The following is a 21125-nucleotide window of genomic DNA, read 5'->3' as shown; positions in this document are numbered from 1 at the left end:
TTTTTGTAAGGCATTCATTTAGTTGTTTTTCTAAAAGTGATTCCATAAAACTTGTTATTCCAGAATAATTCTGTTTTCTTTTCAACCACTGACGTTGGGATACATTGTTCTATGGCGTTCAAATCAACTGTTTTGCCTTCAAAATAGGATTTAGAAAAGACGCTTTTCTTGTATTGGGTCTCCACAAAGTCGGCTGTCTCATCGGCGATAAGGAGTTTGCTACCTGGTTTGGCTACTCGGAGCATTTCGCTCATAGCAAGGGCTTTATCGTTGAAAAAATTGATACCTCCGTTGTGAAAAACAATATCAAAAGTATTATCGGAAAAAGGTAATTCCTCGGCAGGACATTGCACAAGGGTAAGGTTTGTTTTCTTCTGCCACTGCTTTTTACATCTTTTGAGCATTCCCATAGAAATATCAGCCCCTACAAGGTTTATTGTTTTCAAATCAATCCCTTGGGGTAGATAACGCAAGTCTGCCCCCGTACCTATGGAAACATAAAGTACAGAAATATTATTTTTCCATTCCAGACGACTCATCAATTCCGTACGCAGGTGGTCAATGGCGTTTCCATACTTAAGTTTTCCTATCCATTTTTCTCCAAAATCATAAAAGAAAGACATCCAATCGTACATTTTCATATATTTTTGATTGTCTCCACTGACAAAATGGTCATTCATACAGCAAAAAATACCATTTTCTTGTTTTACATCTTCTATTTTTATATCAGATTTAAATATTTGATATATATCTTTCATTGTATTTATATTTTTAAATTATCTTTTCTTAATCAAAATATCTCCTTCACAAAGCCAAAGGGGTTCATTTTCTATCTTTAACTCCTCCCAACATTGTTTTTCTTCTGTTTCAGCATCATCTACAAGGCGAAAATTAGCAAAATCTGTACCAGGTGGAGGCAACACAATAATACGCTCTATCTCTTTAGGTTCCAAATGATAAGTATCTGAAAGTTTTTTGAGAAACAATAACTGCTCTAACTCCTTTTTATAGCTTACAAGTGCTTGTTTCTCCTCTTGCAAAAGAGAAACTTCTTTAAGTTGATGAATTGTTTTCTGAAGTTCATCTTCTATAAGTTGTTTTGCTGTTTTCATTCTTTAGTAAGTTCATCAACCATTGTAATAAGTTTGCTCAAAGTATTAAAATTACGCGTTGTAGCTACTATTTTAAGTCTCTTTTCCACATAATTGTTATTCAATTTAGACCTTGAAGCATCCTTAGGAAGATATAGATATATTTTATCACCCACTATAGCCAATTCTTCTCCATCAAAAGTTTCTTTCTTCAACTTTTCTACTAAATCAGGTGCTAAAACACTATTTGTGAGCGTAAAAAATACCCGAGCTATATCATAATTTTCTCCTATAAAAGGATTCATATCAAGCATTTCCTGTACTTCCTTACGAGTTGCTACAACAGTTGGTAAGTCAGGACCTATATGTTCTTTTATTAATTGGGAGACTTTGGGGGCTATTTCATTACGTATTTTGTCAGATAAGAACACTATATTTCCGCTTTGGATATAAGTGCGTACCCCTTCAAATTCTGAGGAGAGTAATTCTTGTAGCTCTGCCATTTTGGGGATTCTGTTTTTCCCCGTAGGCATTACTCCTCGCAATAAAGCTATATAAGGTTTTTTGTCTTTTGTTTTCATTATTATAATCCGTATTTAGTCCACCCCCCATCGTGCCTTTGACAGTCATCTATCTTCCACTGGCCCTCTTTTCTGATGATAAGAAAGCGAAACTGATCATCACGATCATTTTGGGTATAGAGGTATATCTTATTTTTAGTTACGGTCTCGCTATCAATGATTTGATGCGCTCTATAAGTACCTCCCTCGTTTAGTGAAAAATGAATTCCCTCAGGACGATAGCCCGCCCTGCGCTTGTCGGTACAATACTTTTGGAAGAGGGCTTTACATTTTTCTTGTACCAAAAGCTCACCCTCTTCTGTATCATCATTCTTGGCAGCAAAAGCCTCCCACTGGGTCATTGTCGCAAAGAAATCCAAAAGTAGTTGCTTTACGATGGGCAAATCATCGGTAGGGGTTGCCGCTGGTTTCTTCTTGCCTGCCGTGCGTTGGGCTTGTTCAAAGGCTTTTATCTGCTCGGCAGTGAAAGGTTTGTCAAGGTAGAAACTCACCTTGTTGTAGTGTGCTACTGCCATTAGCCCCTCAAAAGTAACCCGCGTTCTCTTTAGTGAAAGAGATTTTAAGCGTGGTACTTGCAAGACGATTTTTAGCGTCTCATCTGTTATAGGGCAACCATCAAGTGAAATATGATCAATAGGTTTGTCGGCAAAGTACTTAAAGCCTTTGCCTGTAACTTGTTTGTTGTCCTCTAAGAAAAGGAGTTTTAGTTTGGGTAAAGTCGCTAAGTATTGTAGTACTTCATCGGTAATTGCGGTATTGATAAATCCCATATTGACCAACGACTTTACTTGTACGATCTGTGCGACCATCTCATCGGTCAGGGCGACATCTTTGTAATGATGTCCTTTGCAAAAACGCTCCTCGGTTACTTCTTTGAGCGCGACTTCTAAAGTGATAGGGTACTGCATAATAGTTTTGAATTTTGAGTTTGAGCTCAGGGGTCTAAATTTTAATCATCCCAGATCGGCTTGTTCACTTCGTGTAAGGCTTCCTCTTCGCTAAGAGGGTTTCCATAATTGTAATATTGGTTTTTATCCTTGCCATAGGGCAGTTTATATCCTTCTGGAGAAGTGAGCACTACCACCTCAAAAGTATCGTAATCCACCTCTTTGATGAGTTTGTTCAGGAAATAAATCCGTTTATCATCTTTGGAATAAAAATGCGAAATCTTTCGCCAAGTCGCTGGATTTGCCTTAGGCAAGGGTGTTTTCCCATAGAAAACATAGGTATCATCTTTAGCAAAATCACCATCGTTCATCGAGATGAAATTTGCTGGATTGGCTTTAGCGAGTATTTTTATCTTGCCGTGATAATCCTCATAATACACCTGCTTACTATCTTTGGCATAGCCATACGGAAATTCTACACGCACCACACGCCTAATCCCATCGCTAAACTCCCACGAAGTTTCTTCATCCCCATCTATTCTGTGAATACCCTCATCGCATACTTCAAAAGTACTAATATCCTCAGGTTCAAAGCGCCCACCCGATGTCCAAACACTTTGGTAATCGGTAGCATAACACTCGTTGAGCATTTCGAAAGTTTTAGGATTCGCCCCTTTGAGAGTGCGTCCTACTATATAACAATGCTTATCGTCTTTAGCAAAAAAGCCGTTAAAATAAACAAAAGTTTCAAGGTTTGCCTTCTCTATAGGCGAATAGCGGTAGTATATCCTCTTGCCGTCTGTCCAATAGCAGGGCGTTTCTTGAGTGTCCGCCATATAAAAACGAGGGTCTTTGTCGATATCTGCTACGGTATGGATATCGATATCAAAAAAAGGAGGTTTTTTAGCCAAAGGTTTATTGATTTTCATTCTATTTCTTATTTTATTTCTATACCTAATTTATTAATCTCAAATTGTTTATCCCCTATCTGTACCCACGTTTTACCATTCTCAAAGAGAGCCCCATCGTTATAAATAAAAGGGAGGACGGTTTCGTTTTTGTCATTGATATAACCATATTTATCGTCTTTCTTTACTAAGGCAAGTCCCTCGGTAAAATAAGAAGCATCGTCGTAGAGAAAAGGAATGATTTGTTCTCCTTTCCGGTTGATAAAACCCCATTTGCCATCTTTCTTCACAGCCGCTTTACCCTCTTCAAAAAACTCTACTTCTTCGTAAATAACAGGGGTAAGTTCCTCTCCTGTATCAGTCACAAAACCTCTCTTACTACCTATCTGCACCGCTACTACCCCTTCCGAAAAATCTCCTATATCACTGTATTGGATAGGGGTAATCTCTTGGCAATCTATATTCACAATCCCCCACTTGCCATCAATGCGCACATCGGCAAAACCTTCATAGAAGTTAGAAGCATAATCGTATTTAAAAGGTGTGAGTTCTTCGCCTTTTGTATTTACATAGCCCCAATAGTTACCTATCCTCACATTGGCTCTTTCACAACAGATAGGAAACATCTCATCGTATTTTATGGGAATAATTTCTTCTCCTTGCGCATTGATAGCTCCCCATTTATCGCCTATCCTCACACGAGCATACCCCCCTCTATCAGTCATTATTTGGTCGTATGTATTATTTGCCATTTGTTATTTTTAATTATATTGCAAGTTCTCAAATCTTGTGTATGTTTGTATAAATATCGCAATTTTCTTGATCAAAACAAACCATCTTCACCTGCTTAATTTTATCCGTTTTTTGCAAGAAATGAGCTATGGTATGAAGCGCTATTTGTGCTGCTTTCTCCTTCGGAAATCTATACCTCCCAGTACTGATATTAGGAAATGAAATAGTGGCTACTTGATGCTCTAAAGCCAACTCCAAACAACTGATATAAACTTGTGCCAGTAGGTTTTCTTCATTATGTGTTCCCCCATTCCACACCGGACCTACTGTGTGAATAACATATTTAGCAGGCAAATTGCCAGCAGTAGTAATAACAGCGCTACCTACCTTGCAACCTCCTTGTTTATTTCTTATCTTCTCACATTCTTCAGTGAGTGCTTTGCCTCCTGCTTTATGAATAGCTCCATCCACACCGCCTCCACCAAGTAGAGAAGTGTTGGCAGCATTCACAATGGCATCTACGGAAATTTTGGTGATATCTCCTAATACAATTTCAATGTTATTATCTATCATCACTCAATTAATCATTAATCATTAATCATTAATCATTGTTAGATGTCTATAATAGCTTGTGAGTATCATAGCCGACATATCATCGAGGTGTTCAACGCCTTGGTCTAAAAAGAACTTCACGAGTTCGGGATTTCCACTGCGAATCCACTCATTCCGAATGCCCATTCCTATCGTAAAATGACTTTCCATAAAGAATTCATCTTCGGTAAGCGTTTTTATATACTCTTTATCCTGCTTCTTGAGGTTCTTATCCAGCATTTGGATACATTCTGTTAGGTTTTTAGGTTTTTGTTTTTTCATATGGGTGTTTTTTATTTGTCCAAAAGCTATAAAACTAATGATACACATACAAAAAGTAATGAAATGTTTCATATAATTACTAAATATTTAAGCCATATTTTTTAGCATACCCCTTTAAAGTTCTTTCAGCTAAAGGATTCACATCTTTTAAAAGTTCATTATATTCCTTTTGAGCTTTCTCTATATACCCATGTTCTCCATAAAACACCAATGCTCCAAAAGGAGGAAAAATTGAATCAGTCGAATAGAAAATCTTCTCTACACTATCATATTGTTTAAAAAAAGGCAGAATATATTGTTGTATATCTTCCTGTATTTCTTTGATGAGTTTTTGTTCATCAGTATAGTTGTGAATCTCGTACCATAGGTCTTTTCTCCCTCGTAAATCGTTAATAGTTTTACGGATAAGACAAACAGGTTCTGTAGGGTAATCAGGCACTTGTCCCGTATGTTTAAAGTCATAATAGCCCAACCAAAATTTAGGTTCAAAAATCCCTATATTGATGCGAAACTTAATGTGATCTCTATCCCCATAACTGCTTTTCTGTATATTGATGATATGCCCTACCTCAGCAAGCCTTCGATAATAGTTCAGTGCTTTCTTTTTAAAGGAAAGCGGCTTTAACAAAGGTGTAAAACCTTCTTTTATAATCGTATCGAATTTAATTTGTGTATCTGTTTTCATCTGTTGGGTACTTTATTGATATTTTGCTTTTATTTGATCCTCATTGATTGTCTTTCCTGTGTTCAAATCGGTATAAAAATAAGAATCATGAGGCGAAAAGTAGCCATCGGCTTGTATATGGGCATTTTTTAGCGCATTTTCCCACCTTTGTTGAAACCATTTAGAGAAAATAGCATTCTTTTCTTGGTCATATTTTCTAAACAGCTATCTATTTCATCTTCTTCCAAGCCTTCTTCATACAAATTATCTTCAAAATGGATATCCTCATCAACAAAAGCATCGGAAGGAAAGTATTTTTCCATTTTTTGTGAGGGAATATCGGTACACTTACTTATATATTCGCCTTTTGCACTCATTGCCCAAGCGGAAATTATAAACCATTCGTAATCATATTCTAATAGGTAATACGCCCCTTTGTTCTGTAGGAGTTCTATAATGTCTTTTTCCACAAGTTGATTATACTTTTCCAAATTTGAAACGAACAATTCTAATATTTCTGTTATATTTTTCATCTTTTTATTTATATATTATTGTTTACTATTAGTTATCTCCTTTTTTTAATCAGTTTCTGAAGCTATAATACCTATATACCAATCCCTACAAGGGTTGTATACCGTCCAAAAGAAACTTCCCCACCAGTCTTTGCCCTCATCAAAGTAATTAGAACTATCCGTACTCCACTTATAGACTTCTATTTGCGAAATATCAGTAAAAAGCAACCTACAAAAATCTAAAAAGAAGTTGCCCTTTTCAAAATTGCTTTTTGTAATCATAAAAGAGTACGGGGGCTGAAAGAAAGCGTAAGCAAAGGCTTCCTTTTTGAGGTCTTCCTCAGCCATAGGCACTGCTTTTTCAGGCACTTCTTTATCATCATAGTAAAAATACCGATTGTGCAGTTTCCCTCCGCTAAGAATTATCCTCCCGCTCACCTCTTCATATTGCCAGCCCATAAAGTCTTGTACAGAAATCTCCTTACCCGAATCTTTAAGGACAGCCAAATCATAGTCCATCGTAAAAAATTCCCTGCGATTCTTTTTCAGTTTGGCTGCCATACAGTCAAGATGCGTATTTATTTCTTCCGCTACCGAAATAAGGGTTTGCTGGGCTACTGCCAAATGCTTCTGATAAGGTGTATCCTCCTGCTCCGTATCCAACTGAAAGATACGAAAGTCTATCACCCCACCTTCTCGTTCGTAGGCTTTATACTTTTCTATAAACTTAGGAATTTCTATAGTTGTCATTTGTTGATATTTAATTCTTATCCGCAAAAGGCGCTAACAGTTGTTTTATCTCTTCCTTTATGGTTGTGTTATCTGCATTAACAGCTTGTTCTTCTATAGGCTCAAAGTAATAAAGGTCGTTTAGAATCCCATATATAGCTATAGCCCGCAGACTGCTGGGTTCAGAGTTTTGGTACAATTGCACCAAAAAAGCAATTGCCCACTTATATGCCACACAATACACGCCACTATGGTTATTACCTATAGCACTTATAAAAGCCTCTGCAAGGGCATTCCCTTCTTGCGAATTAATATTAATAATTTGCTCTAACAGATTAATAACTTGGGGTTCTCCCTCCAATGTATACTTCTCACAGAACGAAACTTGCATTTTCAGCACTCTTTTAAGGCGTGTTTCTTCCTTTTTAGCCTCATTAATATAGTTTACCCACTCTTTTTGATGAGAAGCAGACAAGGTAAGGAAATGCTTTTTTACATTTTCACTTAACAAAGGCATTGTATCTATCATACTTTATGTTGTTTAGAAAGCTTTTGATGCTTTATTTCCCCCAATCAACGGGCGCCCATTGGGTAAGATGCCAAGGAAAATCATTAAGGTCTATTCCGTTGTATTTCTCATAGATATCCCCTCCTTTTTCCCAAGGGTTAGGCTTTCCTTGTACCATTTCGTTTATAGGATGTTCAGCAGTAAAAGTATGACAAAAAAGATTCTTATCAGCTGCATATCCTCCATATTTCTGTACTGCTTTCGCTACCAAAAGGGTAAAAGGACGAAGTTTTAACTTGTTAAGGTCTATGTTAGGATCTACCCGAAACCATTGCCCTTCCAAGGGGGCATTAGGGTTCGTTGACGTGCCATCTCCTTGCTTTGCTGGATATGAAAAACCTTTCCCTGCATTGGCAATAGTAAAGGATAGCGCGTGGCATATCTCACCTTTTCGCGCCTCTGCAATGCCTATTTGAGAGAGTGGATTGAGCATACACACTACTGCCGACCCTCCTGTGGTGTGTTGCATCGCAAAGTTATCCTTACCCAAATCTTTAAAATTTGGTTTTGCTTTAAAATATCCCGAAGCAGCAAAATGCCAAGTACCTTTCTCATCTTTAACAGCGTAAAAATATTCTCGCATTATTCCTGTTGCTCTGTCATAAACAGCAAAAGCTCTATCTCCTCCGCCTGCTGGTTGTGCATATTTAGGCAAGGGAATACGCCCCGTAGTATACTTAATAAGATCTTGTCTGTAAATAACTCTATTATCTTTAGATTCAAAATAAGCATATTCCTGATGAGGGTTATTAGAATCTACCACATAAATAGGGATGTTATAAGATGTTGTACTCAGTGTTGTTAGTACCGTTTTTTTAAATCTTTCTGGCAGATATTCAGCGGGCATTTTAGGCATATAAGCTGCTATGGCAGCCGAGTTCGTTGCTAAAGGCATATTTTTAACTTCTCTTGTGAAAATAGACCCCTGAGCTATATAAGGCTCAAAGAGACTTCCCGTATAATAATACCCTTTTTGTTGTTGTTCTTCTTCTTCTGATTGTTTGCTACAAGCAGATAATATAAGTAGAAAGAAAAAGTAAATAAGTGTTTTGTTATGTGTCATTTTAAATATTTTTATTGATTTTATTTCTTGCCTTGTTTAGAAAGAGCTTTTACAAGCTGAGGAAATTGTTCTTTTATTTATACATCAAAATAAGTAAACACAAACTTAGGTAAATGTTCAAATAAAGGATAATCGCCTACTATAAGCCCTATACATTCATTTTTATCATTATATACACAAGCCTCTACCACAAGTTTATTCATTTTTTTATCTTTATAGAGAGTGAGTTCGCGTAGTTTATTCACTTCCTTATCTATATCTTCTATAGGAAAGAGGTGCAATACACTTTTATCCTCTACAAAATCAAGAGTCTCATTGATTTCTTCTAAAAACGCTCCCGAAATACCAAACTTTTCAGCTAATAATTGGGTATTTTGCGATTTATAAGCATTTAAAAAATCGGTAAGGGCGTAGTAAATTTCTGTTTTAAGGGATTGTGTGATTTCCATATAGTGTTATTTTATCTTTGCTATGTCGTTTTTATAACTCGCAAAAGTATAGCGACGCAAAAGCGATTTTGAGACTTTTCAGATAGCCTCAACGGGTGTATTAACAACTAAAATAGTGAAATACAAACTTAGGAAATTGGTCTCTAAGGTTGTAATATCCTTTGATGATGGCAAAATATTCTTGATCATCCCACAAGTGGGCTTCTACTCCTACAGCAGTATCATCATTGTTGAAGTTATACACCTCTAAATTCACCCCTCCACCTTCTTCTTTGTCCATTTCTTCTATAGGAAAGAGGTGCAAGACGCTTTTATCTTCTACAAAGTCAAGCATTTCATAAATTTCTTCTAAAAATTCTCCCGAAATATCAAACTTTTCAGCTAATACTTGGGTATCTTCGGCTTTATAAGCATTTAAAAAGTCGGTAAGGGTGTGGTAAATTTCTGTTTTAAGGGCTTGTGTGATTTCCATATAGTATTATTTAATCTTTGCTATGTCGTTTTTATAACTCGCAAAACTGATGTTTCCTTCTAAAACCAACTCGCAAAGGGCTGCTGGGTCATAGCCTTTAAAGGAATGAAGGGTATAATGGCAATGCTTGTCCTCGCGCTCTAAGTGAAGTACATATCCATCGGGTTCGTCTTGAAAAACTACGGTTGCTTCTTTGTACTTTTCTAAGGCTACTACCGAGCGTATCAAATCCTGCCTACTATCGTGCAAGTGAGAGGCTACAAAGGCTATTTCGGTAGTGCCATTGTTAATAGTTACCATTGCCCAGCCGTGTTCTTTGGGAGTGTAATCAATCATTGTATTTTTTATAAGCTCTAAGCTGTTCTACTTTCTCCGGACTCAAGCCATATTTCTCAAAAGTAAGTCTTCTCATAGGTTTATTATCCACTAATCGTTTCTAAATGAAGGCGGTAGTTATTATCGAGCCTGATATTCACCAGATGCCCCAAAAAGTAATCTGGGTCAGTATCCACATCAAAAGTGCAGATGAGGTCTTCACCTACTTCACAATACAAATCATAGAAATACACAGCCTCGCAAAATTGCTCTTCAGTAATTTCTTCTTCAAGGTCTTCTTGGGCTACTTCAAAGAGTTCTCTTATCTCTTCATTTTTGAGGAGAAACTGCAGAACAGTTTCCTTGTTGCCCTCCAACCATTGTACTTTGGTTGCTACTTGCCGAAATACTTCTTGCTTTTCTTCTTCTGTAAAGTGGCGTTTGGCATCAAAACAGATCACAACTTCAGCCTCTTCGTCACCCCAAAAGGTAAAGAGTGCTTGATACTCAGTTTGGTTTTCAGTAATAAAATTCATATTAGTTTAGTCGTTAATAAGGGACAAAATATAGTGCCTAAGTACAAGCCACACAGACAAATATGTGGTAGCAGGCTAATTTCTATTTCCACTTGGTAAATTCTAAATTGTTTTGTACCTTTGTTGTCCATTTAATTTATTATTTTATGTTCAAACATCTATTAAACACTTTTTTAGTAGCCATGGGTCTACTCATAGCTTGCTACACCACTGCTTGCTCTTCTAATTTAGAAAAAAAAGTTGCTCTTACAAACATCAAGAAAGAGGTGGAAACCATCAATAAAAAGTTGCCTACTATGGTTTCCTCAGGAGTACAGATGGACAAAATAGAAATGAAAGGCGAAGAAGCCTTGGCCTACTATTTTATCCTGTTAGACTTTGATAGTGACAATAACTCTTTTGAAACTGAATCTGCCAAAGCCTCTATTATAAAAGAGTTGAAAGCAGACCAAGGAGCTGTAAAAGATCTCTTAACAAGCCAGTTACAAATACACTATTACTATTATGATATGAACCACAAGCTTATAAGTGAAATCAAAATAACCCCTAAAGATATTCAATAATGAAAAATTTAGGTATAATGGACAAAAATTATTATCACTATGAATCCCCTCCTCTTCTACCTTGTGGTAATCATCTTCAGAAAGTGTAATTCTTCCGAAATAGGGTAATTCGTAGGTAGCCATAGTGCTTAATTTTAGGCAACAAAAATAACAAATAATCAACAGATATACAAACGTATCAAAAATTTCTTTCTATCATAGACAAAAAATAAATTCTTTTGGCACAGATAGTTGTACCAAAAGAATTTATAGTTTTTGGTCAAAAGACCGTTATTCAATAGGTGTTGTAGGAAGTTTCACTTCTCCTGGGTCTTTCCAAAGTCCGTCCTTGATAGCGCGTTTCTTAGCAGCTTCTGCACGCTTCTCACTATCAGGGTGTGAGCTCATCATCTTTTGGAAACGACTTTGAGTCTCCCCGCCTGAGAGTAGAGCTAACTTCTTAAAGGCTGTATATACCCCTACTACATTATAGCCATGTTTCTTCATGAAGTTGTAGGAATATTCATCAGCTTGGGATTCTTGTTTTTTACTGTGCTTGGCATCGAGCATGGCTTCGGCCATTTCGCCTATTTGGCTTTCACTCAAGGCCTTTACGGTGCTGGAAGCTGCAGATCCTGCTTCCTGCAAGGCGGCTCGGGTGTAAGCTGCTTTGATCGCATCCTTAGTATCCTCATTCTTCACATGGCCTATTTCGTGACCAATAATTGCCAAAAGCTCATCATCAGTCATTAGGTCCATAAGGGAAGAGAATACACGTACACTCCCATCAGCACAGGCAAAAGCATTGATGTCAGTTACCAAATATACCTTGTAGTTAAGGCTCATACCGTCTTCGTTTTTGTGTTTGCCAAAAAGTCGGTTAAGGCGCTTAGTATAGGGACTATTTGCATCTGCCACTTGATTGTGAGTATCCATCCAGTCCACGGATTCTTTAGATAGCTTTTGAGCATCAGCATTGCTAAAAGAAAGGGCTTGTACACCTTTGGAAGCAGCACCTGCCATTTTTCCTAAATTGATCTGTGCTTGTGCTGTAGCCATAGCCACTAAGCTCAAAGCTGTTAACATGATTTTTTTCATAAAAACTCTTTGTAATTATCGCGCAAATATAAGGATTTTTATTTAATTATCATTGGTTAATGGTTAATTATTATTGAATAATGAACAATGACTCTCCCTTTAGGGCATTAGTCATTGTTCATTATTCATTGATCACTGATCATTATATCTCGTGTTCGCCCTTGATTTCTTTATGTTCGTAGTCTGCAATCATCAGGCGATCATAGTCTACCTTGGTACCCTTGCCAAAACGCTTACCAATATTGTCAAAGATAAGGTATACCAATGGTACCACAATTAGGGTCAAGAACAGTGAGGAGAGCAACCCCCCGATGATTACAATCGCTAAGGCATTATTGACCTCTGCTCCTGCACCAGAAGCTACTGCCAGTGGTACCATCCCTGCTACCATCGCAATAGTAGTCATCAGGATCGGGCGGAAACGAGCATGGTTGGCTTGTATCAAGGCGGTTACGGTATCTTCTCCTTCTTCTTTTCTATGGTTGGCAAAATCCACAATCATAATCGCATTCTTAGCCACCAACCCGATGAGCATGATGATCCCCAAGAGGGTGAAGATATTGAGCGACATATTGGCCAATGCCAAAGCCACCAAAGCCCCAATGAAGGAAAGTGGAATAGAGAACAAGACCACAAATGGGCGTGAGAAACTATCATATAGTACCACCATCACCATATATACCAGAAGAATAGCGGCAATAAGTGATACAAAGAGAGTGCCAAATCCTTCATCCTGCATCTCCTGGTTTCCTGAGAAGACGAACTGTACATTAGCCGGTTTCTCTAAGTCTTCCAATTTTGTTTTCCATTCGGAAACAATAGTACCCGTAGGGCGTCCTACAGATTGGGCTTGTACTGTCACAGAAGGAGATTTGTCATACCTCTCTAACTGTGTAGGTCCTGAAGCATAGGAAATATCGGCAAACTGGGAAAGCTTCACTTGCTGTCCTCTTGAATTGATGAACATCATATTCTCTATATCTGCTATAGATTGGCGATGCCCTTCCTCAAAGACGATATTGATATCATACTCAGAGTCTCCCGTACGGAACTTGCTATCGTCATTCCCATTGAAAGCCGTACGCATAGTACCTCCTATAGTCAGGATATTGAGTCCTAACATTGTCATCTTATCTCGATTGAGCTGCACACTAATTTCTGGATTTCCTGCCTCAGAAGTAAGTTTGATTCCTGTAGCCCCGTCCACTTTTTTAAGTAACTCGGCGGCCTTTTCTGCATATTCTTGAGCCAACTTCACATCATCAGAAGTAACAACCAAGGCAATAGGCGCTTGCTCTGCTCCCATCATACCTACAGAAACCGTCTTTACCTTAGCATCTACTAAGTATTGACTAAGTTCTCGCTTGAGCTTAGCTGCAATGACGGTAGTCGTTTCACTACGTTCTTTTTTATCCACAAGGGTAATCTGTATTTCTGACTTATAAGCGGTGGACTGAGAAGCTCCCATACCACTGGTAGATTGGCCTACTGTAGTAATCATCCTCTCCACCAAAGGCTTATTCGTACCAGGTACTTTTAGATTACGCAGATAATTCTCTGCCTTCTGAGTGATAAAGTTAGTTTGTTCCAATGAAGCATCTTTGTTAAGCTCAAACTGTACTAAGAACTTACCTCTGTCCATCCTAGGCATAAAGTCAGTACCGATAAAGCCTGTACGAATAAGCGAACATGAACCCGCAAAGAGGAAGAATACGACAATGATAGTTTTCCACTTATTCTTGAATGACCATACCAATAGATCAGAGAAAAAGTGGGTCATACGCTTGATGAATCCCTCAAACCCAATAGAGAGTTTTCCCATAAAGGAATTTGGATTGGGATGCTCTAATTTTCCAAAACGAGAATAAAGCCAAGGTACTACCGTAAAGGACATTAGTAAGGAGAGCGCTGTGGCAATCGCTACAGTCATACAGAACTCTTTTACTACCTTCACCACTATAGAATTTCCTATAGAAATTGGTACGAATACCACTACAATCACCATGGTAATTGCCATAACGGTTAGCACAATTTCTTTAGATCCATCGTAGGCAGCACGTACCTTGTTTTTCCCCATTTCCATGTGGCGGTGTATATTCTCCAAAACCACAATGGCATCATCCACCAAAATACCGACCACCAAAGAAAGCGCCACCAGACTCATTAGGTTCAGGGTAAAACCAAAGAAGTACATACCGATAAAAGTTGCAATAAGCGAAGTAGGAATAGAAACCATTACAATCAGTGCATTGCGCAAGCTGTGGAGGAAAAAGAACATTACTACAGCCACCAAAACAATTGCTAGAACAAGGTCAAACATTACGGAACTAGCTGCACGAAGGGTAAATTCACTGGTATCCTCTGCCAATTGTAGCTTTACATTTTCATTTGTATAGGTTTTCTCTATCTGTGCCATCTTCTTACGTACCTGCTCACTTACAGATACTGCATTCGCATCTGTCTGTTTGAGCACTTGCAACAAAAGTGTACTTTCTTGGTTGATACGTGCTATTTTCTGGGCATCTTCCTCTGTATCCTGCACATCAGCAACATCTGAAAGGCGTATTTCTATTCCTTCTCGGGAAGCAAGAATGAGATTTCGCAGCTGCTCTACATCCTGCAACTTACCCAATACACGAATAGAGGTATAGCTATCACGTGTTTTGAGCTTTCCTGCAGGAATTTCCATGTTAGAAGCGGCAATGAGTTGTTGCACTTGCGTGATAGTAAGGCCATAACCTTCAAGCTTATGGGCATCCACATCCACTCGGATTTCACGCTTGCGTCCTCCAATGATATTGACCTGTGCCACCCCAGGCACACGAGAGAGTTCTGGCTGTATCTTCTTGTCTACCAAATCATAAAGATCCTGTGAGGAAAGATCAGAAGTAACCCCAAGAGAGATAATAGGTAAGTCTGAGAGAGAGAACTTCGAAAGGGAAGGCTCCTTAGCATCAGTAGGGAGATTTGCCCGTACAGAATTGATCTTACGCTGTGCCTCATTAAGAGTATTATCTACATTGGCATCATTGGTTAGCTGCACCACTACCACAGAAAGACTCTCATAAGAATAGGACTGTATCTTCTTGATATTCTCCAAAGAAGAAACCGCATCCTCTATCTTTTTGGTCACGGTGCTCTCTATCTCAGAAGGAGAAGCTCCTGCATATATAGTGGAGATAGTTACCACATTGACCTCGAACTTAGGAATAAGCTCATAGTTGAGAAGCTTATAGGAATAAAAGCCCCCTAATAATAATATGGAAAGCATCACTATAAGGATGCTAGGGCGCTTGATCGAAAGTTTGATAATATCCATTGTTATATTTTCTAAAACGGGGCAAAGGTAAGGTAAAAAAACTAAATAAACAAAAAAAGTTTCCAACTTTTTCGATATTCTTATTCTACCCTTTACTTAGTATATTATACATTGTTTATCAATATCTTAAGCATTACAAAGACGCGCTGCCATCTATTAAAAATGCTAAAATATTTTGTCTTTCAAAAGAAAAAACCTAATTTTACCATGCTAAAACAAAGATATTTTATATCTTACCAAAAACTAATGACATGAAAAAAGTAACAATGTCTCCTCAAGAGCAAGCGCTCTATCCTTCTGAATGTACTACTATCATTGTAGGAAAGAAAATGACTCAGGATGGATCCATGATCGTAGCCCGTTCTGATGACTGGAATGCGGTCAATGCCAAAAAATTCAAAGTGCACCCTCCTCAAAAACAAGGCCCAGAAGAATTCGTCTCTTTCAACAACGGATTCCGCTGTAAGCTCCCCAAAGAGGCTTTAGGCTATATGGGCATGCCTCCCTACCAATATCCTGACCAGTGGGAGAGTGCTGGCTTCAATACTGCTGGGGTAGGCCTAAGTGCTACTGAGAGTATTTTCAGTAGCAAAAAAGCGCTGGAGGCTGACCCTTTAGTCCCCTCTGGATTGGGAGAAATCTCCATTACCAGTATTGTACTCCCTTATATCCATACGGCAAGGGAAGGGGTAATACGCTTGGGAAAACTCATTGAAGAACACGGAGTCATGGAAGGATTCGGTGTAGGATTTGTAGATCAAAATGAGATATGGTACCTCGAGACTGCCTGTGGTCACCGATGGATGGCCGCACGTATTCCCAGCCATACCTATTTTGTTACTGCCAACCAAAGTCGCCTTCGCGAATATGACCCCAAGGACGATCATCACTTCCTCGGTAGTGAAGACTTGATAGAATTTGCCATCGCCCACCAGCTATATGATCCTACACAAGGCCCCTTTGACTTCCATAAGGCTTATATCCGTGATGAAAAATTGGATACTACTTATAATTATCCTCGTGTGTGGGCGCTACAAGCTTTTTTCAGCCCTGAAATACAAAACGATGTAACCAAAAATGACTTCCCTGTATTCGTAAAAGGAGAAAAACTCATCTCCTTAGCCGATGTACGTCGTGCTTACTATCACCACTATCAAGGCACCGAACATGATCCTTACTTCCACAAAAACCCCAAAGAAGTATACCGCCCTGTAGCTATTTTTCGTGCTACCAACACCCACATCCTACAGGTAAGACCAGAGCTACCAAAGGCTATAGGTGAAATCAACTATGTGGCTTTGGGTATGGCTGCCTTGGGTATCTTTATCCCTCTCTACCAAGGGGTTACCTCTTATCCTGAAGCGTATAGCAAGGGCGATCATCATTGTAGTGAGGATTCCGCTTACTGGATCCTAAGAAAGGTACAATCCTTGGGAATGGTCAATTATAACAAATATGCTCCTGTAATCCGCGATGTATATGACCGTTTCGAAGAAGAGATGCACCAGCGACAAGAAGAAATGGAAAAGGACTACTTAGCCCTCTACCCTACACACCCTATAGCGGCTCAAGAGCTCTTACAGAACTTCTCCGATAAGCTCTTGGAGGATGTCCTACAAGTGAGTCGAGATCTGCTCAATGACCTATTCACCCGCCTTACCATCGATGTACAAGCAGAATATCGTTTCGCAGGTGCATAATAAGTTAAGAATACTAAAAAAAGCTGTCCTTTCGGACAGCTTTTTATTATGCAATGCTTTTATTTACTTAGACTTATGAAGAAATTTCTATCCTTAACACTCGTCAGTTGATAATAATAACTATCAAAAGAGTCTGAAATTTCATAAGGAGCATTATTAACAACTTCTTCCAAAATAGGCGATAGATATGGGAAATACTGCCACCATCCATTCGCAAGATTAGGGTCTTTTAGAAAGATCTGTAATTGGTTAGGGTGCCCAGGTACAGGCACAAAATCTGCCTCATAGTCTACTACATAATTAATCCTATTTCCTGTTCGAGGGTTTATATTGGCTACTGACAGCGTAATAGCAGTAGCGGTAGGCTGATCGTTTCCTTTTTGTATTACCCTAAATTGCAAATAATTATTAAGAGAATAATTTCTCCACTTCCCATTTTCTATTTGGTGCTTAAGCTGATTATAGATATCTATATATGTCTGTGAAGCATAATAGTCTTGAAGCATTACCCAGCGAGAATTTGTTGTAATCTCAATAGGAGAAGACACCAAAGTGGTAGAAATCGCTCCATCAGGAGTTGCTAAAGCAGACTTATCTTCATTGAAATAGAGTTCTTCTATCTTTACCCCATTAATGTCAGCAGGCTCATAGAACTTAATCCCTTTTTCTGTAATAGTGAAAGGACGTTGTACCGTATTCCCTCCATAGCTGAAGACTAACTGGCGATAGCTTGGGAATAAAGTAAGATCCACTTGAGTACCTTGTACAGTAATAGGATTAAGTCCCTTACTATTAAGTGCTTGGGTATTCTCACGGAGCTTATTCAGAAGTGCTTCTCTGTCTCCTGTGAGCTTAGTAAGGGTCATCAGATTATTGGAAGTACGTCCCCTAAGGGTAATAACCCCATTCTCTTCCTTAAGGAAAATAAACTCAATATCTCCGCCACGAGCATTGGTGAAGACTGCCGAAACAAAACGGAAGTGATCCAATATGCTATTATAGGTATCAAAGCTAATAGTAGGCCCCTCAGTGATAGAGTAGGTGTAGTAGGACTCCTCTTCAGCATTGGTATTGCTTATCTCCGAAGAGGCAGTAACCTTTCCATCCTTGAACTTCACCACAAAGGTACACCCTCCAAGGCTACGAGGTGCCGCAGGAAATCCTCCGAAACTGCGGGTTACCCCTGGATAATACGAAAGTACCCAATACCCATCGTGCCCCTCTAAGATATTCTTATAGGATTCTATCACGGAGGTGGTACGGTTACTGGCTTTCTGCTCAAAGGTGTTGTCTTCCTTATAGCTACAGGAGGTAAGGAAGGAGAAAGCGATCAATAAAGTAATATATTTTTTCATCTCTTTTTAGTTATTAGTTAAGTCAGAAAAATCTTTCTGTGGCACGGCCTGCCCACTGAGGGTACGGCCTGCTACATAAGGGTAGCGCACACGGATCTTTTTGCGTAGGGCATCCAAGTCTATATTCCAATTCTCTGTAAGGTACTTGCGGATAACAGCCATTTTCTGTTGTAGTTTTTCCTTACCTGTATACTGTTCTGTAGGACGAATTTTGTCATCTGCCAAGGCCAACTGTTCTTCCCATACACGAGCCGATTCATAAGACGTTACTGAGGCTCCATTATTGTAATTGGTAAAGCTACGCTTCCAAGCAGTATAGAGAGCATCATCAAAGCCATCTCCATCAGTATCCAAAGTAGTATCTGTTGTAGCACAATCACAATCCTCTTTCGCATTGAAATAAACGATATAGCGAGAGATCATCTCTACAAAATCCTCATCGGAGTTGCTACTTCCATAGGCACTGATAAAGCCTGCTTTGAGATAGTCCGTACCTGCCCAAGCCGCTGACCAGCTATTACTCTTATAGTCGGTTCCTGAGATTCGCTTGTAATCGGTAGGATAGTCGATAGACTGATGCCAAGTATGTGCTGTCTCATGGTAGAGCGTATGCAAGGCATTGTCATTGAGGTAATAGATGTTGTTAGGTCTTATATTATTGATATTCATCATGTGAATCTTTACCCCATTGGTAGCCAACCCTCTCATCGGGATACGAGTGGCATGATAAGCATTTTCCCCTATGAGAATCAGTGTATTGAAGGAATGTTCCTTCATAAATTGCTTAGAGGTTGCCTCCACATAAGGCTCCATAAAGAGGTAGTTGAACATGGTAGCAAACTGTACCGCTTTTTCATACTTAGTAGGGGTAAGCACCCAGCTACGAGTAGTCTCACGCTCCAAGAAGCGATAGAGCATTCGGATATTATAGGGATTGGTAAAATGATTCTCTATATAAGTATCCAAGGCATTGGGCGGATTAAGGGTTTTTTCTTCCTGCGAAGGGGTGTTACCTCCTAAGATTACACTATCCGAGGAGAGATCATTATCGGCAGAACAGCTACCAAGAGCGGCTGCCAAGCATATGTATATGAGCTTTTTCATAGGTCTAAGTGTTTTTATCGTGGATTAGGTTGCATTCCCGCGCCTATAGCAGTTCCGGGAAGCTGTATGGCACGTCTTACATCGGTAGGAGCTAATACCCCCTGTATGGTGGAGATATTTCTCTCTTCTTTAGTATGCTGATAGCGGGCTACTTCTATACCATAGCGCTTAATATCTTGCCAGCGAAGTCCCTCATGTAGGGTGAGGATACGGCGACACTGGAGTACATAGTGGATCAGGGGTTCTTGCTCAGCTGAGAGTGTGAATGACGGATTCAGTCTTTTCTTCTGAGTGGCACCACTGGGGGTACTTTGGCTATAAGCAAGATTGTTATAGAAAGCTATAATCTGTGCTTTAGTAAAGGTATTCCCATTAGGATTGCTATTGACTGTCCCTCGTACATACTTTGATGTCCATATATTAAGGTCAGTCACCGCGCTATCCAACTGATTGAGCATGATTTTAGCTTCAGCTCGTACCAAAAGAGTTTCATCGGTAGTGAAAGGCACCAAGATAGTACGAGTATAGGAACCATCCTTGAAGGTAGGGAACTTAGATTGCAATACTATATCTCTAAGGTCAGCACGCGAGGTAAAGGGCATAAACCAGTAGAACTCATAGCCATTATTCTTTGATGCTGCATTAGCATCCCAAAGATTGGTTGTCGAGAGTGTTTCCTGTTCGGATACCCTATAGGCATGGGAAAAGCGCTGGTTGGTCTCTATAAAATAATTGGTAGAGAGTTGCGAATACACGGGCTGTAGCATGAGGTTTGCCACTTCACTTTCTCGAGCATAGGCCTGTGCATAGGCGGTTATAGAGCGGGTTCCTGTCTTCTGGGCATCCCTGAAGTCCAACCATTCACGGACAAGGTTCTTAGTGGTAGCATCATTGGTGGTAAGCACTACATTGGCTGCATCCAAGGCCTTCTGCCACTGTTGATAATAGAGATAAAAACGAGCTGCAAAAGCATAAGCTGCTTTCTTATTGAAGTGGTACTTAGGCATCTGGTAGTAGCTATCATCTATCAGTGGGAGCCCTTTTTCCAAATCGGCTGCAATTTGTTGGTATACTTGTGCCACAGTACCTCTTTGGCGCTGTGGATTCATTTCCTCTTCAGGGCGTGTGATATAAGGAATTCCTAAGTCCGAACTACTCGTATTAGGATTGTAGGCCTGAGAGAAAAGATTGACCAAACAGAAGTGAGCATAAGCACGCGCTACCAAAGCCTCGCCCTTGGCAGGATTCAGAGAAGCATCATTGTGTAGGGTCGTTTCGATGGCGTCCAAGGCGGCATTGGCCTGACCTATGGCCTTGTAGTGATAGTCCCAGATATTCTGAAGACCATCTACGTTGTTATACTCCAAGATAGGTTGCCAATAAGCCGTTTCCCTTGTCAGAAAGTTGGAGTAGATATTATCCGCCCCTATATCATCTATGTTGTCTGAAGAAAACTCATTGATAAGGGTGGTGGCTATCTGAGGATAGGCATTGGTTAAGGCCTGTTGCACCTTCTCTGGAGAATCGATAACCAATCGGTTATCAGGCATCCTATCCAGAAGGTCGTTACATGAGGTAAGCGACAGGGTCAAAGCGGTTAGGGTATAATATATTTTTCTCATTGTTT

Annotated in this window: 24 protein-coding genes; 2 read left to right on the top strand and 22 right to left on the bottom strand. The window is 39.4% G+C overall.

The window, feature by feature from the left end; genetic code table 11:
• Positions 1-14: 14 nt before the first annotated feature.
• The 17 genes from CGC50_RS09320 to CGC50_RS09235 all read right to left on the bottom strand — a co-directional run bounded on the left by CGC50_RS09320 (position 15) and on the right by CGC50_RS09235 (position 10380).
• Positions 15-758: a class I SAM-dependent methyltransferase gene (locus tag CGC50_RS09320; RefSeq protein ID WP_095910611.1), complete on the bottom strand. Its 744-nt coding sequence runs from the start codon at positions 756-758 to the stop codon at positions 15-17.
• Between the two features lie 18 nt (positions 759-776).
• The gene (locus CGC50_RS09315) at positions 777-1112 is read right to left on the bottom strand and encodes a cell-division protein (protein ID WP_095910610.1); all 336 of its coding nucleotides are present in this window, start codon (positions 1110-1112) and stop codon (positions 777-779) included.
• Positions 1109-1672: a DUF1697 domain-containing protein gene (locus tag CGC50_RS09310; RefSeq protein WP_095910609.1), complete on the bottom strand. Its 564-nt coding sequence runs from the start codon at positions 1670-1672 to the stop codon at positions 1109-1111. The genes CGC50_RS09315 and CGC50_RS09310 overlap by 4 nt, the downstream gene beginning before the upstream one ends.
• Positions 1673-1674: 2 nt before the next feature.
• The gene (locus CGC50_RS09305) at positions 1675-2580 is read right to left on the bottom strand and encodes an NTF2 fold immunity protein (RefSeq protein ID WP_095910608.1); all 906 of its coding nucleotides are present in this window, start codon (positions 2578-2580) and stop codon (positions 1675-1677) included.
• Between the two features lie 41 nt (positions 2581-2621).
• Positions 2622-3488, bottom strand: a complete 867-nt coding sequence (locus tag CGC50_RS09300) for a DKNYY domain-containing protein (RefSeq protein WP_095910607.1) — start codon at positions 3486-3488, stop codon at positions 2622-2624.
• An 8-nt stretch (positions 3489-3496) separates the two neighbouring features.
• Entirely contained in the window at positions 3497-4219 is a 723-nt protein-coding gene (locus tag CGC50_RS09295; protein ID WP_095910606.1) for a WG repeat-containing protein, read from the bottom strand.
• A 28-nt stretch (positions 4220-4247) separates the two neighbouring features.
• Positions 4248-4772: an O-acetyl-ADP-ribose deacetylase gene (locus tag CGC50_RS09290; RefSeq protein WP_095910605.1), complete on the bottom strand. Its 525-nt coding sequence runs from the start codon at positions 4770-4772 to the stop codon at positions 4248-4250.
• A 21-nt stretch (positions 4773-4793) separates the two neighbouring features.
• A complete protein-coding gene (locus tag CGC50_RS09285; RefSeq protein WP_095911338.1) occupies positions 4794-5072 on the bottom strand; it encodes a DUF6794 domain-containing protein in 279 nt (92 codons plus the stop codon).
• A gap of 79 nt (positions 5073-5151) precedes the next feature.
• Positions 5152-5757 carry a DUF4304 domain-containing protein gene (locus tag CGC50_RS09280; protein WP_095910604.1) on the bottom strand — a complete coding sequence of 202 codons (606 nt, stop codon included), beginning with the start codon at positions 5755-5757 and terminating at the stop codon, positions 5152-5154.
• Positions 5758-5885: 128 nt separating this feature from the next.
• A complete protein-coding gene (locus CGC50_RS09275) occupies positions 5886-6269 on the bottom strand; it encodes a hypothetical protein (RefSeq protein WP_232781094.1) in 384 nt (127 codons plus the stop codon).
• Positions 6270-6314: 45 nt separating this feature from the next.
• The gene (locus CGC50_RS09270; protein WP_095910603.1) at positions 6315-6998 is read right to left on the bottom strand and encodes a hypothetical protein; all 684 of its coding nucleotides are present in this window, start codon (positions 6996-6998) and stop codon (positions 6315-6317) included.
• 10 nt (positions 6999-7008) lie between these two features.
• A complete protein-coding gene (locus CGC50_RS09265; RefSeq protein ID WP_095910602.1) occupies positions 7009-7506 on the bottom strand; it encodes a YdeI/OmpD-associated family protein in 498 nt (165 codons plus the stop codon).
• Positions 7507-7537: 31 nt separating this feature from the next.
• Entirely contained in the window at positions 7538-8608 is a 1071-nt protein-coding gene (locus CGC50_RS13910) for a hypothetical protein (RefSeq protein ID WP_232781093.1), read from the bottom strand.
• Positions 8609-8685: 77 nt separating this feature from the next.
• Positions 8686-9057, bottom strand: coding sequence for a hypothetical protein (locus CGC50_RS09250; protein ID WP_095910601.1), 372 nt, complete (start codon positions 9055-9057; stop codon positions 8686-8688).
• 100 nt (positions 9058-9157) lie between these two features.
• A complete protein-coding gene (locus tag CGC50_RS09245) occupies positions 9158-9529 on the bottom strand; it encodes a hypothetical protein (protein WP_095910600.1) in 372 nt (123 codons plus the stop codon).
• A 6-nt stretch (positions 9530-9535) separates the two neighbouring features.
• Positions 9536-9865 (bottom strand): hypothetical protein, encoded by a 330-nt coding sequence (locus CGC50_RS09240; protein WP_095910599.1) that lies wholly within the window; start codon positions 9863-9865, stop codon positions 9536-9538.
• Between the two features lie 83 nt (positions 9866-9948).
• Entirely contained in the window at positions 9949-10380 is a 432-nt protein-coding gene (locus CGC50_RS09235) for a DUF2262 domain-containing protein (RefSeq protein WP_095910598.1), read from the bottom strand.
• A gap of 146 nt (positions 10381-10526) precedes the next feature.
• On the opposite strand from CGC50_RS09235, the gene CGC50_RS09230 reads away from it, so the two are divergent.
• Entirely contained in the window at positions 10527-10943 is a 417-nt protein-coding gene (locus CGC50_RS09230; RefSeq protein ID WP_095910597.1) for a hypothetical protein, read from the top strand.
• Between the two features lie 270 nt (positions 10944-11213).
• On the opposite strand, the gene CGC50_RS09225 is transcribed toward CGC50_RS09230, so the two are convergent.
• Positions 11214-12020: a M48 family metallopeptidase gene (locus tag CGC50_RS09225; protein ID WP_095910596.1), complete on the bottom strand. Its 807-nt coding sequence runs from the start codon at positions 12018-12020 to the stop codon at positions 11214-11216.
• A gap of 142 nt (positions 12021-12162) precedes the next feature.
• Positions 12163-15339 carry an efflux RND transporter permease subunit gene (locus CGC50_RS09220; protein ID WP_095910595.1) on the bottom strand — a complete coding sequence of 1059 codons (3177 nt, stop codon included), beginning with the start codon at positions 15337-15339 and terminating at the stop codon, positions 12163-12165.
• A gap of 251 nt (positions 15340-15590) precedes the next feature.
• Between CGC50_RS09220 and CGC50_RS09215 the strand changes: the two genes are divergently transcribed.
• Positions 15591-17039 carry a C69 family dipeptidase gene (locus CGC50_RS09215; RefSeq protein ID WP_002668901.1) on the top strand — a complete coding sequence of 483 codons (1449 nt, stop codon included), beginning with the start codon at positions 15591-15593 and terminating at the stop codon, positions 17037-17039.
• A 59-nt stretch (positions 17040-17098) separates the two neighbouring features.
• On the opposite strand, the gene CGC50_RS09210 is transcribed toward CGC50_RS09215, so the two are convergent.
• Genes CGC50_RS09210 through CGC50_RS09200 form a run of 3 tightly spaced genes read right to left on the bottom strand, consistent with a single transcriptional unit; the run spans position 17099 to position 21120 of the window.
• The gene (locus CGC50_RS09210) at positions 17099-18394 is read right to left on the bottom strand and encodes a DUF4302 domain-containing protein (RefSeq protein ID WP_095910594.1); all 1296 of its coding nucleotides are present in this window, start codon (positions 18392-18394) and stop codon (positions 17099-17101) included.
• 6 nt (positions 18395-18400) lie between these two features.
• Positions 18401-19498, bottom strand: a complete 1098-nt coding sequence (locus CGC50_RS09205; RefSeq protein WP_095910593.1) for a substrate import-associated zinc metallohydrolase lipoprotein — start codon at positions 19496-19498, stop codon at positions 18401-18403.
• Between the two features lie 14 nt (positions 19499-19512).
• Complete coding sequence (locus CGC50_RS09200) at positions 19513-21120, bottom strand: RagB/SusD family nutrient uptake outer membrane protein (RefSeq protein WP_002668900.1); 1608 nt, start codon at positions 21118-21120, stop codon at positions 19513-19515.
• Positions 21121-21125: the final 5 nt, after the last annotated feature.

This window comes from Capnocytophaga gingivalis (assembly GCF_002302415.1).
Lineage (GTDB): Bacteria > Bacteroidota > Bacteroidia > Flavobacteriales > Flavobacteriaceae > Capnocytophaga > Capnocytophaga gingivalis.
This window is presented reverse-complemented; position numbering and strand designations above follow the sequence as displayed.

Excerpts from the sequence above, each read along its gene's own strand:
- CGC50_RS09320 (WP_095910611.1), bottom strand. The coding sequence starts at position 758 with ATGAAAGATATATATCAAATATTTAAATCTGATATAAAAATAGAAGAT.
- CGC50_RS09315 (WP_095910610.1), bottom strand. The coding sequence starts at position 1,112 with ATGAAAACAGCAAAACAACTTATAGAAGATGAACTTCAGAAAACAATT.
- CGC50_RS09310 (WP_095910609.1), bottom strand. The coding sequence starts at position 1,672 with ATGAAAACAAAAGACAAAAAACCTTATATAGCTTTATTGCGAGGAGTA.
- CGC50_RS09305 (WP_095910608.1), bottom strand. The coding sequence starts at position 2,580 with ATGCAGTACCCTATCACTTTAGAAGTCGCGCTCAAAGAAGTAACCGAG.
- CGC50_RS09300 (WP_095910607.1), bottom strand. The coding sequence starts at position 3,488 with ATGAAAATCAATAAACCTTTGGCTAAAAAACCTCCTTTTTTTGATATC.
- CGC50_RS09295 (WP_095910606.1), bottom strand. The coding sequence starts at position 4,219 with ATGGCAAATAATACATACGACCAAATAATGACTGATAGAGGGGGGTAT.
- CGC50_RS09290 (WP_095910605.1), bottom strand. The coding sequence starts at position 4,772 with ATGATAGATAATAACATTGAAATTGTATTAGGAGATATCACCAAAATT.
- CGC50_RS09285 (WP_095911338.1), bottom strand. The coding sequence starts at position 5,072 with ATGAAAAAACAAAAACCTAAAAACCTAACAGAATGTATCCAAATGCTG.
- CGC50_RS09280 (WP_095910604.1), bottom strand. The coding sequence starts at position 5,757 with ATGAAAACAGATACACAAATTAAATTCGATACGATTATAAAAGAAGGT.
- CGC50_RS09275 (WP_232781094.1), bottom strand. The coding sequence starts at position 6,269 with ATGAAAAATATAACAGAAATATTAGAATTGTTCGTTTCAAATTTGGAA.
- CGC50_RS09270 (WP_095910603.1), bottom strand. The coding sequence starts at position 6,998 with ATGACAACTATAGAAATTCCTAAGTTTATAGAAAAGTATAAAGCCTAC.
- CGC50_RS09265 (WP_095910602.1), bottom strand. The coding sequence starts at position 7,506 with ATGATAGATACAATGCCTTTGTTAAGTGAAAATGTAAAAAAGCATTTC.
- CGC50_RS13910 (WP_232781093.1), bottom strand. The coding sequence starts at position 8,608 with ATGACACATAACAAAACACTTATTTACTTTTTCTTTCTACTTATATTA.
- CGC50_RS09250 (WP_095910601.1), bottom strand. The coding sequence starts at position 9,057 with ATGGAAATCACACAATCCCTTAAAACAGAAATTTACTACGCCCTTACC.
- CGC50_RS09245 (WP_095910600.1), bottom strand. The coding sequence starts at position 9,529 with ATGGAAATCACACAAGCCCTTAAAACAGAAATTTACCACACCCTTACC.
- CGC50_RS09240 (WP_095910599.1), bottom strand. The coding sequence starts at position 9,865 with ATGATTGATTACACTCCCAAAGAACACGGCTGGGCAATGGTAACTATT.
- CGC50_RS09235 (WP_095910598.1), bottom strand. The coding sequence starts at position 10,380 with ATGAATTTTATTACTGAAAACCAAACTGAGTATCAAGCACTCTTTACC.
- CGC50_RS09230 (WP_095910597.1), top strand. The coding sequence starts at position 10,527 with ATGTTCAAACATCTATTAAACACTTTTTTAGTAGCCATGGGTCTACTC.
- CGC50_RS09225 (WP_095910596.1), bottom strand. The coding sequence starts at position 12,020 with ATGAAAAAAATCATGTTAACAGCTTTGAGCTTAGTGGCTATGGCTACA.
- CGC50_RS09220 (WP_095910595.1), bottom strand. The coding sequence starts at position 15,339 with ATGGATATTATCAAACTTTCGATCAAGCGCCCTAGCATCCTTATAGTG.
- CGC50_RS09215 (WP_002668901.1), top strand. The coding sequence starts at position 15,591 with ATGAAAAAAGTAACAATGTCTCCTCAAGAGCAAGCGCTCTATCCTTCT.
- CGC50_RS09210 (WP_095910594.1), bottom strand. The coding sequence starts at position 18,394 with ATGAAAAAATATATTACTTTATTGATCGCTTTCTCCTTCCTTACCTCC.
- CGC50_RS09205 (WP_095910593.1), bottom strand. The coding sequence starts at position 19,498 with ATGAAAAAGCTCATATACATATGCTTGGCAGCCGCTCTTGGTAGCTGT.
- CGC50_RS09200 (WP_002668900.1), bottom strand. The coding sequence starts at position 21,120 with ATGAGAAAAATATATTATACCCTAACCGCTTTGACCCTGTCGCTTACC.